The organism is Salinicoccus albus DSM 19776, assembly GCF_000385175.1.
GTDB lineage: Bacteria > Bacillota > Bacilli > Staphylococcales > Salinicoccaceae > Salinicoccus > Salinicoccus albus.
The window spans coordinates 85,448-100,048 of the sequence record NZ_ARQJ01000030.1 but is presented as its reverse complement, the minus strand read 5'-3'; the positions used below and the strand labels follow the sequence as shown (position 1 = coordinate 100,048).

General features: G+C 32.8%; 14 protein-coding genes and 1 pseudogene. 2 read left to right on the top strand and 13 right to left on the bottom strand.

What is annotated here, in order from left to right; all coding sequences use genetic code 11:
• Positions 1-179: 179 nt before the first annotated feature.
• From G343_RS15850 to G343_RS0109940, 3 genes and pseudogenes are all read right to left on the bottom strand, one after another.
• Positions 180-302, bottom strand: a complete 123-nt coding sequence (locus G343_RS15850) for a hypothetical protein (protein ID WP_281167425.1) — start codon at positions 300-302, stop codon at positions 180-182.
• Positions 303-352: 50 nt separating this feature from the next.
• Positions 353-586 (bottom strand): annotated as a pseudogene (locus tag G343_RS15960) (hypothetical protein); the annotation flags it as partial.
• Between the two features lie 283 nt (positions 587-869).
• Positions 870-2,162 (bottom strand): NAD(P)/FAD-dependent oxidoreductase, encoded by a 1,293-nt coding sequence (locus G343_RS0109940; RefSeq protein ID WP_020007995.1) that lies wholly within the window; start codon positions 2,160-2,162, stop codon positions 870-872.
• Between the two features lie 181 nt (positions 2,163-2,343).
• On the opposite strand from G343_RS0109940, the gene G343_RS0109935 reads away from it, so the two are divergent.
• Both G343_RS0109935 and nhaC read left to right on the top strand, forming a co-directional pair.
• Positions 2,344-3,003 (top strand): GntR family transcriptional regulator, encoded by a 660-nt coding sequence (locus tag G343_RS0109935; protein WP_020007994.1) that lies wholly within the window; start codon positions 2,344-2,346, stop codon positions 3,001-3,003.
• 46 nt (positions 3,004-3,049) lie between these two features.
• Positions 3,050-4,486, top strand: coding sequence for a Na+/H+ antiporter NhaC (gene nhaC / locus G343_RS0109930; RefSeq protein ID WP_020007993.1), 1,437 nt, complete (start codon positions 3,050-3,052; stop codon positions 4,484-4,486).
• A gap of 909 nt (positions 4,487-5,395) precedes the next feature.
• On the opposite strand, the gene G343_RS0109925 is transcribed toward nhaC, so the two are convergent.
• The 10 genes from G343_RS0109925 to G343_RS15440 all read right to left on the bottom strand — a co-directional run bounded on the left by G343_RS0109925 (position 5,396) and on the right by G343_RS15440 (position 13,969).
• Positions 5,396-6,028 carry a sugar transferase gene (locus G343_RS0109925; protein ID WP_020007992.1) on the bottom strand — a complete coding sequence of 211 codons (633 nt, stop codon included), beginning with the start codon at positions 6,026-6,028 and terminating at the stop codon, positions 5,396-5,398.
• Positions 6,021-6,944 (bottom strand): hypothetical protein, encoded by a 924-nt coding sequence (locus G343_RS0109920; protein ID WP_020007991.1) that lies wholly within the window; start codon positions 6,942-6,944, stop codon positions 6,021-6,023. The genes G343_RS0109925 and G343_RS0109920 overlap by 8 nt, the downstream gene beginning before the upstream one ends.
• A 42-nt stretch (positions 6,945-6,986) precedes the next feature.
• On the bottom strand, positions 6,987-8,138 hold the full coding sequence (locus G343_RS0109915; protein WP_020007990.1) for a glycosyltransferase family 4 protein: 1,152 nt from the start codon (positions 8,136-8,138) through the stop codon (positions 6,987-6,989).
• Between the two features lie 217 nt (positions 8,139-8,355).
• Positions 8,356-8,598, bottom strand: coding sequence for a transposase (locus G343_RS15765; RefSeq protein ID WP_245541950.1), 243 nt, complete (start codon positions 8,596-8,598; stop codon positions 8,356-8,358).
• Between the two features lie 90 nt (positions 8,599-8,688).
• Positions 8,689-9,198 carry a hypothetical protein gene (locus G343_RS15760; protein WP_020007988.1) on the bottom strand — a complete coding sequence of 170 codons (510 nt, stop codon included), beginning with the start codon at positions 9,196-9,198 and terminating at the stop codon, positions 8,689-8,691.
• Positions 9,199-9,281: 83 nt separating this feature from the next.
• The gene (locus G343_RS14535) at positions 9,282-9,833 is read right to left on the bottom strand and encodes an acyltransferase (RefSeq protein ID WP_020007987.1); all 552 of its coding nucleotides are present in this window, start codon (positions 9,831-9,833) and stop codon (positions 9,282-9,284) included.
• Positions 9,826-10,992: a glycosyltransferase gene (locus G343_RS15020; protein WP_020007986.1), complete on the bottom strand. Its 1,167-nt coding sequence runs from the start codon at positions 10,990-10,992 to the stop codon at positions 9,826-9,828. Before G343_RS15020 ends, G343_RS14535 begins: the two co-directional genes overlap by 8 nt.
• Position 10,993: 1 nt before the next feature.
• Entirely contained in the window at positions 10,994-12,268 is a 1,275-nt protein-coding gene (locus G343_RS0109895) for a nucleotide sugar dehydrogenase (RefSeq protein ID WP_020007985.1), read from the bottom strand.
• Between the two features lie 16 nt (positions 12,269-12,284).
• Entirely contained in the window at positions 12,285-13,295 is a 1,011-nt protein-coding gene (locus G343_RS0109890; protein ID WP_020007984.1) for an NAD-dependent epimerase, read from the bottom strand.
• Positions 13,292-13,969 (bottom strand): hypothetical protein, encoded by a 678-nt coding sequence (locus G343_RS15440; protein ID WP_156823601.1) that lies wholly within the window; start codon positions 13,967-13,969, stop codon positions 13,292-13,294. Before G343_RS15440 ends, G343_RS0109890 begins: the two co-directional genes overlap by 4 nt.
• Between the last annotated feature and the right edge of the window lie 632 nt (positions 13,970-14,601).

Genomic DNA, 14,601 nt, shown 5'->3' with positions numbered 1-14,601 from the left:
TTATGCAATGTAGTTACCACAACAAACAAAGAAAGAAGGAACCTTATGTAGAGCTGTTTAACCCTTTGTATACGCGCCCAATGTTTCTTTTCATTTTGTATTCATAAGTGATCGGTTTTCCGGCTGCCCTTGTGGAAAGCGTCAGGTTTAAGCGAAGAAAGCACATCCGATCCCGGTCTCTATTCGGATGGCAGGGTTGCATGTATGACCGCTTTCGCAGCTTCAAACAATTGGTGGAGAAGGCGATCTTCTCTATCATCATTTCCAGACGGTTCGTGTTTCTTTGATAGGTATTCAACCACGAGAAACGCTCCGTAAACACCTTTCTTAGGCATGTTGTCTGGTCACAGAACCATTTTCTAGAAATGAATTCAATCTGAATATCATGGGCGGATACCTGAAGGTCGCGAATGCGACGCATATATCGGCTGTGGGGGCGATGAGAAAGAAGGCCACAAACGGAACAGGCCGCACTGGTGGACGCAGATTCCACTATAAAAAACAACGTCTGACTTTCCTGCCAGTGATGCAGCACACGAATACTCTCATCACACGGGAAAAGCAACACTTCCAAACTTGGGGACATTTGCTTCACCGCCTTTCAGGGTTATGATTAATTATACCCGGAAAGCGGGGGCTGAGAACTTCTCCCCAAGATTGCGTAAGAACCGTAGAACTCAACACTTTGCCCCCGAATAAAATTCAACAATTGTCTTTCAAATGCTTCAAACACCAGTTGACTATTATTACTAAAACTAAATCGTTGCGACATAAAGTTCAATAATTGATGACAACGAGTTCACCTAATTTTTTTGAAATACGATTGCTCATTTCATTCAACAAACTAATATATCTCGCTATTATGTTTACTAAGATATTATATCTTTAAATTTCATATAGTTCTCAGCTAAGCTTAATAAAGTGTTCTGTTGGTTATGGAAAGGGATTTTTGTTAATTTCAAATTGTTCAAACTATCTGGAATATTAATTTCTTTGGAAATAGAATCTGAAATTATTTTTCCAAAGAAAGTAGACATTGCTGCACCATGACCACAATATCCAAGTAGATAGTATACCCCCTCTCTTGTTTTTCCTACATGAGGCATAAAATCCATAGGAAATGCAGTTGTTCCTGCCCATTTATAGTCGATATCAGCATTTCTTAGATTAGGAAAAACCTTGACCATATTTTTACGTAGCTCTTCATATAATTCTAATTTATTTTGAGAATCTTTACGGTTACCGAAACTTACTCTTCCACCAAATAATAAACGATTATCAGTAGTTTTTCTAAAGTAATATAAAAAATTTTTAGTGTCACTCGCCACCCTATTTGTTGGTAAAATCTGATCTAATGTATTATTCTCTAGCTTTTCAGTTGTAATAACATGACTGTCTATAGACATCATAGTTTTGGTTAAGTCTTTGTGAACATTAGAAGTAGAATAACCATTGGTAGCAATTACGACATTTTTAGAAATAATCTGACCTTCATTAGTTTTAACGACATATTCATCTTTATTTTTAGTTAATGATACTACTTTAGAATTTTCATAAATTATGCCACCGTATTTATCTATAGAGTTACTTAGGCCAATTGCGTAATTTAATGGGTGGAACGAAAAACTATTTGAATCTAATAAAGCACCGTATTTATATATGGGAGAATTAATTTCATTATTCATGTCTGATGGGTATATTAACTTTGTTTCATAATTAAAATTGTCATACATATACTCCTGCTCGTTCTTAAGATCTTCGAAATGTTGTTTTTTAAAAGCTAATTTCAAACCTCCGTTATAGTTCAAAGAACAATCTATATTTTCTTCTTTAACTATTTGATCTATTAATTTAATACAGTCTTTGGAAAAATCTAATAATTGTTTAGCGTTATTTTTCCCATGCTTTTTTGAGAGACTAGCTATAGAATTCTTATATCCAGTTGTTAACATTCCTGCGTTTCTGCCACTAGCTCCCCAACCTATAGACGATTGTTCGAGTAGAGTAACCTTTATTCCTTTTTTGCTTAAAAAATATGCTGTTGATAATCCACTAAATCCTCCTCCAATAACTACTACTTCCGAATCAAAGTTTCCTTCCAATTTGGGATAAGAACTTTTAGTGTTTTTTGTTGCCTCCCAGTATGAACTTACTTTATTCATATATAAATACTCCCTTTCATGATATTTTGTATTATTGTATTGTATACAATATTATATGTCAAAGAAATCATAATATAAAGAATATTAAGAAATAAATTTGACATATGCTTATAAAAAAGTGTAGGATAGTTAAAAAGTATCCTATTATTGTATACGATTAAAAAATATGAGAGGTGTAGAATTGAAAAATTATAATTCAGAAAATAAGGCTTACGAACAAATTAAGAAGGCGATACTTTTGAAAAAGTTACTTCCTGGCCAAAGATTATCAGAGAAATGGTTGGGAGATAATTTAAATATGAGCCGTACTCCTGTAAGAGCAGCTTTAAAAAAACTTGAAGATGAAAGACTTGTAGAAATGATAATTAATAGAGGGGCTTTCGTATATAAACCTAGCATGAATGAAATAAAAGAAGTATTTGAAGTAAGAATCTTATTAGAAAGTTATGCCGCTAAAATTGCAGCATTAAAAACTAGTAAATCTGATATAAAATATCTAAATTCTCTTCTTCAAAAAGAAAAGGAAGCTTATAAAGAAAAAGATTTCGAAAAATTTATTGAAGTAAATAGTGATATTCATTTGGCTCCTGCCTTAATCGCCGATAATAAAACATTAATAAACCAAATAATTTCACTAATCAATTGGAGTAATTGTTACATAATATTAAAAGATCCATTTTATGAGCGTTCTGTCGACACTGCAGTAAATATACCTGAACATGAAAAAATTGTTGAAGCATTATCAGCCAACAATAGTAAACTTGCCCAACAACTAGTGGAAAAACATTTAAAGACTACTTTAAGTTCTTTAGAGGAACCAGCATCAATATTTGAAGATTAAATTATTTATATAAATATTTAGTGGCTATAAACATAGGGGGATGGAAATGTTAAAAAGAGAAGCAAATTTTTGGGAGTCGATATTTTCATTATTATTGATGTTTTTGTTTGTTTTCGTTGGATATCTAATTTTTGGATTACGTGTTGAACTCATGATGGTAGCAGCAGCTGTGGGAGCAGGATTGTTAGCAATTAGAGTAGGGTTAACTTGGAAAGACATGGAACAAGCAATAAGTGAACGTATAACTGGAGCTACTCCAGCTATTTTAATAATTTGGGTTATCGGAATAGTAATTGGGACTTTCATATTTAGCGGATCTATCCCTATGCTAATTTACTATGGTATAGAGATCATCAATCCTGGATACCTACTTATATCTGCATTTTTACTCAATACATTATTTTCTATTGTGACCGGTTCTTCATGGGGCTCAGTTGGAACCGCTGGTGTTGCAATGATGAGTATTGCTTCAAGCATTGGGGTGCCTCTGCATATTACTGCTGGTGCAGTAATAAGTGGAGCTATTTTTGGGGATAAATTGTCTCCTTTATCTGAAACTACCAACTTAGCAGCTGCGACAACGGGAGTAGATTTATATGAACACATAAAATCAATGTTATGGACTACTATACCTGCAGCAGTCATATCATTTATTGTTTTCTATATTACAGGCCTTAATTTAAACGTATCCGGAAGTGCGCCTACTTCAGAAACAAATATAATTTTAAATGAATTAAACCAAATATATGATTGGAATATTTTACTGTTATTACCTTTTGCCATAATCCTTATTGGTGCACTTATGAAAAAACCACCAGTGCCTGTGATGCTTTTAGGATGTTTCATTGCAATATTATTAGGTGTTCTTTTTCAAGGGTTCTCTTTACAAAATGGTATAACTGCCGCTTATGATGGCTTTAGTACAGAACTACTTTCGAATTCAGCATCAGAGCAGTGGTCTGAATCTTTATTAACTTTATTAAATAGAGGTGGACTCATTTCGATGGTTGGGGTAGTAATAATAATTTATGCAGGTTATTCATATACTGCAATTATAAGTAAAGCAGGGTTTTTAGAGACTGCTCTAAGACCACTAACTTCAAGAGTGAAAAAACGTGGTCCACTTATGATAACTACTGTTTTTACAGAAATACTTATACTTGTATTTTCTGGAACGTCATATACAGTTGCTATAATAATACCAGAAATGTTTAAAAAGCCATTTAGAAAAGCAGGGATGACAGCCAAAACGTTGTCTAGAACTATAGAAGATGTCGGTACAATGATGGCAGGATTAGTGCCATGGGGTACCTCAGGAGCATTCTATATAAGTACTCTAGGTATAGCTATTTATGGCTCAGAAGGATATGCAATTTGGGCAGTTATGACGTATGTGACACCTATAATCGCGATTATACTGGCTTTTACAGGAATCGGTATTTATAAAACTAATCAAAATGGAAAAAATTTTAGTAGTGAATGAAGAAATTAAAGAGAGTTGGAATGTATTAGAGTAAGAGCTCCGGTGTCAATCACCGGAGTATTTTTTAAATAGCTAGAGTGTATCGATTACTGTCAAACAAATGTACCACTTCTACCATCTTTCTTACCACCAAATGACAAGGAATGTACCAATTGTGACTGCTAAACTAGAGTGGTGGTTCTTACGCAATTGTAAATGGCAGTTATAAAATGTTTCTTACGCACTTTTGGTGACTAACACTCCCGCTTTTTTATCATCCAAATTGATTCAACGACAGCTCAGTGTCCCGCTTGTCAAAATCACGCCACCCGTATGCATAGTCGGTACTTCAAGGAATGTTGATTACTGACCAATTTCTGACCACTACATTCATTTTCAAATCCTCACTCATAACGGGAGTTTCCATACCAATTATTCCTGAGCGAACATTTGCTTTTTTACCATTTTCCTCATCTCTCTACTAGAATTTTAAGCCTAGTCAGTTCTGAAGACTCTGTAGATTCATTATGTGTATGCTGCCACCACTCAATAACTCTTTGACCTTTAACCTGTTCGGCTTTGCCGACAATTTCCAGATATCTGGCGTTCCTTTTATAGTTATTCAATGGGATATCAACGAATGGTTTTGATTAATTGATCTCTTTCATCATTGATGAGAGAGATTGCTTTGAAAATACTGTTATGTATGGTGAGTTAACATCACATATTGTTTAAATACCCTTGAAAAGCATACAGAATGCATCTTTGAAAATAACAATAAACTACTGAATAACGAGACTGCTTAAATTCTTTTCTTGAAGTATGTCAAGTATCTAATAAGTTCTGATTTGAAGACAGGTGGTAGATTATTTGACACTTTTCCTATAAGTTAGTTCAAAATCTAACGTAGATATGCACATTGTAAATACATTACACTGACCCTCTACCACTGACAACTTGCAAAAATGTCACCCACAGTATTTTAATGTCTAACCAGAAATTTTCATTGTCTATATACCAAAGATCATAAACAATTTTCTTACCGTGGTCCATATCACTTCTGCCATTTACTTGCGCCCATCCAGTAACGCCTGGTTTGACTTCCAATCTTCTTCGTTGTTCATTGTCATAGTGATATGTAATTTGTGGAATCTCCGGTCGGGGACCCACTACACTCATCTCACCTTTGAGCACATTGATAAGTTGAGGAAGTTCATCTATAGAATATTTTCTGATAAAGGCGCCAATTTCTGTAACGTTAGGATTACGTCCTGTCGCACTTTTAAATACAAAATCATCAGGTACGCTTCCGTTCCATTCAGCATAAGGATTCTTTCCTTCGCTGGAATGTGTGCCTATCACTTTATTATCCACTTTCATCGATCGGAATTTGTACATTTCAAATGTTTCATCATTCAATCCGCTTCTTTTCTGCTTGAATAGGATAGGTCCTCTATCTTCTGTTTTAATTCTATATGATGTGTAAGCCAGAACCGGGCTCACAGCGATTAAGGCAATTGAACTGACACTAATGTCCAATGCTCTTTTAGCTACTTTATTCAATAAAGGCCTGAACCTCTTTGATTTTAGATTGTTCTTCACTGTTAAGCTCTGACTCATCCTTGACCCCTCCTATTCCATTAGCGATACCTATAACTTTGGATGGATTATAAATTCGATCAATAATGGCCTGTCCTTCTTCTCCCATGATTCCACCAGCTACTACGGAGTGACCATTGATAGTACTACTTCCAATAATATTATCAAATTCAGAATTTAAACGGGAGTATATATAACCATCCATAATTTCTTGTGATTGTCTTACATCTAATCTTCTTACTTCATGTCCTACAACAATTGCATTTTTTATAAATTCTTTTGAAAAGTTTCCTATACCACCATCTAAGCAAAGGGACCTTCCGTTTAATATTCTCAAAAATGTTTCATCAATTATTTCTTCTGAAGAAACAAATGACACTAAGCAATCTACCGGTGCTTTGTTATCTCCATAATTTATCAGATCACGATCAAAGGTAATTTGTTTTAAGGCATTTATGCATATATTTACTTTCTTATCATCTCGACCATACATATAAATTTGAGCATTTCTCTCAGACAATCTTAAAGCTAGTTTAAAAGCAATGTTGCCTGTGCCGTATATAGCTATTGATTTATTACTAAGACGACGATTGAAATAATTTAAGATACTTAAATCTGCAGCTTCCATGGTTAAATCATTTGGCTTATAATCTATTTTATTTTCTATATTAATTTCATCATAAAGAGATATGTTTTGTTTTTTTTCTGTATCCAAAAGAAAATACATGTCATTTTGATTATAATCAACTACTAACTGTTTAAGATAATCAAGATCTGTGACTAAAAAATTGGGCCTTAAATCATTAAATACTTTTTTATCAGGTAGTTTTATAAATTCTTTATTGTGTTTAGATGTAGTACTGAGAAATGTAAATCGCATCCATATTCACTCTTTCTATTAGTAGATAACATCTGAAAAATATCATTGCTTAATATTTAAAATTTTTTGTTTATAAAATTGATCCATACTTTCCCAAACCAACTCATTGGAAAAATTTTTTTCCACATACTCTTTTCCCGCTGCACCCATTCTTCTTAACATAAAACTATTATTATAGAGTAAGAATAATTTTTCAATCACTTCATTGATGTCATTCTTTTTAACTATGAATCCTGTTTTGTAATTAATCACAGTATCTTTAGCTCCAGTTACATCATATGTTATAACCGGAGTTCCTGCTGCCTGTGACTCTATACTCACATTGCCAAAACCTTCACGTGCAGTTAAGAAAAGAAAAACATCTATTAAATAATAATATTTACTGGGATTTTCAACATGTGATAAGTAAATTATATTTTCATCATTCAAAATTTTTTCATAAGTGGTTGATTTTATAGGATCCCCCTCCTCAATGCTACCAATTAGAATAAGTTGACAATTCACGCCTTGTTCTTTTAGATACTGGAAAATATGAACGACATCATCAACTCCCTTATCTTTAACGATACGTCCAACATATCCAAGGGTGAATTTCTTTTCATCATAATCATTCATAACGATTTGACTTTTATTAATTTGAGGTGGAAAGTCTTTTAGATCAATACCATTACTACTTCCATTCCCTAGTATAACAATCTTATCTTTATTCACTAATTTTAAATCGATCATATCTTTTTTAACGCTATGTGAGATACATATTACATCAGTAGCTAAAGTACAACACACTTTTTCCATAAACCATAAAATAATAAATTTAAGCCCTGTGCTGGTTTGTAACTTCAAACCCCTCATAGTATATATCCTAACTGGAACTCTGGTTAAAAAGGCAGCTATTGTACCTAATAGGCCCGCCTTAGGTGTTCCACTATTTACTATTAATGGCTTATTTTTCAAGAAGAGGCTAACAATATTTTTGAGAGATGACAGATCTTTTATGACATTTATTTCTCTACTCATATTAATACGATATTTTTTATGAGTTTCTTTAAAATTGTCTAATTCCGGCCCTTCACTTGTCAAAATTGATATATCATAACCTTTTTTTGATAAATATTTGATTTGTCCTCTCATCAAAACTAAACTTTTTGGCACAGTTAATAAATGAAACACACTTTGACGACTCTCTGTTTTCAACTTACCACCTCGTTAACATGAATACTATACTAGTAGTTCGTTTCATACATAACATTAATATGGAATCATTTAATCACTTGCAGATTCCAACCCATGTATCCATCTAAACGGCATAGGATTTTCATTGACTTCTTTGAGATATAATTCAATCCGTTCTTTTAATTCTGCTTTCAATTTGACCCGGATATGCCGCAAAAAACGATTCGATAATATTTAACTAAGATCCGTGTGTCGAGGTGAATACAAATTCAAATCGGTTGAGCACCGTCTCCAGGTAGGCTCTGGTTTCTTTAGATGTATAGGCGGAGTAATTATCAAGGACAATATGGATTTGCAACGTCGAATCATAATGAGCATCAAGCATTTTCAAAAAGTCTACAAATTCACGGCTGCGATGCCGCTCTTCAACAGAACCAAGGACTTCGCCGGTCACCGGGTCGATGCCAGCCAATAAGCTCAAGGTGCCGTGTCTAATGTATTCGGAATCACGGCCAATGATGGCATGCTTGCCGAGCACCGGCGGTAAATCGGATGCCTTGTTTTCGGTGGCCTAAATCCCCGGCTTTTCATCGTAAGACAGCATAACATCACATACCGGTTGAAATGCATTGTCTTCAATCATCCATTCAACTTGTTGGTATATATGCAACACATGAGCCATTTTAGTATCGAAATCCGGGTCGCGGCGTTCCAGATAATAATTGACTTTATGCGGTTTGATATCGTTTTCATCAAGGATTCGCGATACAGTGCCAGAGCCGATATTATTGACACTTGGGCGCCCGGCATCGTCTGCATCCCCCTCGATATGTTGCGCTAACAGGCGTGTGGTCCAGACTTCATAACGCCAAGGCTTTATCAATGCAGCGATAAACCTGGGCGGAGTTGTGTCCAATCGTTCCGTAATTATCGACACGCTGATGTTGTTTGCATATAATAAAAGCATACTAGTCCGTTCGACGCGACGGACTTCTTCAGTGCGAGTCTGATGGATTTTCTCTAAATAATCACGATCTTCCCAAGATAAATGCAGTTCAGCTTTTGTGCGTTTGAATGGCATGATATCCGTTCCTTAAATATCTTTAAGAAAGGGACACCATAGAATGTTATATATTAATACCATTTTTGAATCGAACTAATAGTTTATATTGAATCTTCATTATTATTGCTTAATGATTTTATAAATTTAGCAGGTACCCCCCCTACCACCGTATATGCGTCAACATCTTTTATGACTGAAGAATTAGCTGCTACAAGTGATCCTTTGCCTATATTTACTCCTTGCTTTACGCTACAATGAGAAGTTATCCAAGAGCCATCTTCTATTACTACTTTTCCATTCATAGATTCACCAAACCTATAGGAATTGTTTTTATAAGTGTGCTGTTGAGTACTAATAGTAACATATGGAGCAATTAACACCTCATTTCCAATATGCATCCCGCCATTGCAATTTAACCATGTACCTTTTGCAATATATACATTGTCCCCAATATATATATTATTTGTGTTTAAAAGTGTGACATCTCTACCTATCTGAAAATTAGAACCACACGATTTCAAAAATGGTTTTAGTAACTTACCTCTAATTTTCACACTGTATCTATTATCAGGTAAAAATCCCGTCAATGTAGAAATTAATGAAACAGGTATATTATAACGTAATTGATTGAAAATTTTAATAATATCATTCATTAAAATCACCTAATATAAAGTTTCCATAAAAATTTTCACGCTTATTATCTAAAAAATCATTATCATAATCTTTTGAAGTTTCAAGATTTGTTTTGGAGAGATTTGCGTACTCCTTACTATTTTGACAAAGATAAAGTATTTTTTGGTTTAAATCCATATAATCTCCTTTTTTTATAATATAACTTTTAGGAAGTAATTCAGGAATACCCCCTGCATTTGTTCCCACAGCTGGCAAGCCCATGCTCATAGCTTCTATTAACCCCCGTGGTAAACCTTCTGTAAGACTAGGCTGTATATAAAGATCTATAGATTCAAGCCAGTTTAATACAGGTTCACCAGCTGGCAAAGTGTTAAAACTAATATACTGATCGACATTCAATTTTTTTGCTAATTCACAAAATGAATCTAGACTACCTGTTCCTAATACTTCTAACGAAAACTCAATTTCACTATTTGTATTTAATTCTTTCACAGCTTTTATAGCAGTATCAATACCTTTATATGGTGACAGAAAACCAATTAAACCTATTCTGAATTTATTTTTCTTTTTAAGTTCTCTAGGTTCTTTATTTTTAATTTTTATTTCAACGTTGGATGCATTGATATTATATTTACTTTTATTACTATACCTTCCTTGTAAAAAATGTTTAGTTACATATAAAACCTGATCTGCTTTTGCTACAACGATTTTCGTTTGAAAATAAATTATAGGTGCATATAACTTAGATTTCATTGTAGGTATATTAATATGAGTGTCCCAAGGGTCTCCTACTAACTCTACTGCCAATGGTTTTTTTTGATTTAGTGCCTCAAATGCAACTACTGTCCCGATTAAACTTGGTAAGCGTACTATAATTTTATCATTTGCTCTTACTAAATCTTTAACTTCACTCTTAATTAACGTCACATCAGTGAAATATTTTAGCGGTGAGCCAGAATAATTAATACCTACAAAATCAACCTGTTCCTTGGAAGAAAAATTATATTTATCTAAATTATCTTTGTCATCATTCTCTAAATTATACAGCCTAGACACAACAGTCAATTTTGAATCAAATTTTAAATATCTATTCCATATTGAATGAGGAAAATCAATTTTGGAAAATATTCGTTCTCTATATTTGTAAAATTTATGATCGTGAGCCCATAATATTGACATTCTAAAGCCTCCAGATTGATTGATGAGCTTTTAAATCTTCTTCTTTTATAATTCCTTTAATATCGAATATTATACCTTCTTCCTGAACTAAATCTAAATAATATTTTTTATCAAGAATATATTCATTATGAGGTACTGTAAAAATTATGACGTTGGTAGGCTGTAAAGCACTTTTATCAGTTAATGTTATATTATAATATTTCAGTGCCTCTGCGGAATCAGCTACGGCATCATTAACAACTACTTTCAAGCCAAATTCTTGTAATTCATTTATAATTTCGAAAACTTTAGTGTTTCTTAAATCAGATGTATTTTCTTTAAAAGTTAAACCAAGAAGATTGATGGTAGTGCCTACAACTGGTATATTTTTTTGTAACATTTGCTTTATTATTTCTGATGCAATATGTTTTGACATTCCATCATTAATTCTTCTACCTGCTAATATCACTTCAGGATGATGTCCTAGTTCCTGTGCTTTATGAGTTAAATAATATGGATCTACACCTATACAGTGTCCACCCACAAGACCAGGCGAGAATTTAAGAAAGTTCCATTTGGTGCCCGCAGTTTCTAATACATCTTTTGTATCAATACCAACCTTGTTAAAAATTAAAGCCAATTCATTCATAAGAGCAATATTAACATCTCTTTGTGTATTTTCAATTACTTTTGCGGCTTCAGCCACTTTGATATTCGCTGATTTATGTACCCCTGCTTTAATGACCGTACTGTAAACATTTGCAACTATATCAAGCACTTCTGGTGTCTGACCACTTACAACTTTAGTAATTGTTTCAAAAGTATGCTCTCTATCACCCGGGTTTATACGTTCAGGTGAATAGCCTACAAAAAAATCTTTCCCTGCTTTAAGTTCTGAATACTTCTCTAAAACGGGCAAGCAATCATCTTCTGTAGCTCCTGGATATACAGTTGATTCATATACGACAATAGTACCTTCGCTTAAGACAGTTCCAACAGTCTCACTAGCTTTTAATAGTGGTGTTAAATCTGGTTGTTTGTGTTTGTTTATAGGGGTCGGGACTGCAACAATAATAAAATCAGCTTTGCTTAGATTGTTTTTATCTGAAGTAAACTCTATTTTAGATTTATTTAAATCATCATCCAAAACTTCATCCGTACGATCATAGCCTTCCTGTAATTCTTTAATACGTTGTTCATTTATATCAAAACCTATGACCTCATGTTTCATTCCAAATGATACAGCAACTGGCAACCCCACATAACCTAAACCAACAACAGCAATCTTTCTATCCATATACTCCCTCACCTTTCTATAATTTAATGTCGTAATATTCTAAGTACCAGTCTATAAAGTTATTTACCCCATCTTGTATTTTAGTTTCCGGTTTAAAATCAATGGTGTTATATAAATCGTCTACATTCGCATACGTTTCTGGTACATCACCTGGTTGTAAATTCATAAAGTTCTTCTTAGCGGTTTTCCCCAGTTTATTTTCTATAGCTTCTATAAACTCCATTAACCTTACAGGAGAGTTATTTCCTATGTTATATACTTTATAAGGCGCCTTACTTGAACTTGGGTCAGGATTAGCACCAGACCAGTCTGAGTTGGATTCTGCAGGCTTATCAACTAGTCTTGTGATAGCTTCAACAATATCATCTACATATGTAAAATCTCTCATCATGTTTCCATGGTTATACACATCAATATGTTCATTATTAACGATAGATTTAGTAAATTTGAATAATGCCATATCAGGTCTCCCCCATGGACCATAGACAGTAAAAAACCTTAAACCAGTAGTGGGTAGATTATAAAGATGACTGTATGTATGCGCCATTAATTCGTTAGCCTTTTTGGTTGCAGCATACAGACTTAAAGGATGATCTATATTATCTGAAGTAGAAAATGGTTTTGTAGTGTTTGCTCCATATACTGAACTTGAAGAAGCATAAATTAAATTATTAACCCCATAGTGTCTACACCCTTCCAAAATGCTAGTAAAACCATTTACATTACTAGTAATGTATGCATGAGGATTTTCTAAACTATATCTAACCCCAGCTTGTGCTGCTAAATTAATCACTACATCAGGATTTTCCTTTTCAAAAACCGACATTAACGCATTATGGTCTTCTAAATCAATTTCATAATTTTTAATTTTACTTTCAAGCAGTATTTTTAATCTATCCTTCTTTAAGTCGACAGAATAATAATTATTCACATTGTCAATACCCACTACACTGTAACCGTTATTTAACAACTTTCTTGATAAATGAGATCCAATAAATCCTGCAGTTCCTGTAATTAGAATTTTCATTTTATCTTCTCCTTCTTAGTGTTTAACCGTAAAATATAAGCAAAAGCATTCAAGCTCAACATTATTAAAACAATGGATGAAAACTCATTCATAAATATACCAAAATTTTGAACTGGAGTTATCAATAATCTAATTATTAATGCAATTATTATAAGTCCATTAATTATATAACTTCGGCTTAAAATTCTCAGAAAAAAATATAGCGTTAATACGAGAAATGTTGATGATACCAATACGCCTAAGACACCAAACGGTAAATAAAATTGTCCTAACATAGGAATGATTTGTGTAGTTTGTTCACCGTCAAATATACGATCATTAAAAAGCTCAGCACTTGTATTTAAATAATCGGATCTCCAAAATAAATTTAATCCAAGGAAAGGTCTATATAAATCATATAAAAATGTAATAAAAATATTTTGACTAGTACTCGCTGCAATTTCCAAACTTAAAGCTACATTATAAACACCAGCAAAGTAGATTTGGATATAATCGGTAATTAATGCCACAGTATCATTAACAATTTGATATTCAAATGTCTGCCGAAAAATAGAAATAATATATACAGAAAGTATTAAAAAAGCAAAAGCAAGTAAATTATAAATGATCATTTTTTTCCTATATAAATAATTTAATAGTATCAAAGACGCAATAAAGGGAAGAACATGATCCATTCTATTACTCCCCAAGAAAAACATATTTACTAATAAAACACCAAATAAGGATAATAATATATAAATGTGATTTTTTTGCGCTTTATATTTCTTAAAATAATAATTGATTATAAGACCAATTAATAAATACTTTGAAATGTAAACACAAAAAAATATTAATGTGCGAAATGAGCTTAATTCCATTGCCTGATTTTCTGAACCCATACTCAATCCAAAAAAGCTTATATGATCTCTTATGAATATTGATAAAAATATACTCATAATTACAAAACTAATGAATACTATGTCTAATATATTATCATTATACTTAAAATTAAGGTTGCTCTTTTTTATATTTATATCTTTCTTATTTACAAAAATAAAATAGAATATATTAATTAATAAAAATTCTGAACACATCAGAATAACTGCTAAGTTAAAACTAGATTCTTGAGGTGGAAAAAATGCCCTGCCTCCGTACCAATTAGAATAAACCACAAAGTAGCTTAATACGACGAAGCGAATAAAATATAACAAATATAGGAAATTCAAAGATATATTTTTATTATTAATCACAAAAAGAAACATACTGGAAATACTAAAAATAAATGGAAGAATAAACAAAAAATCATAACCTGGATGAATATTATTAA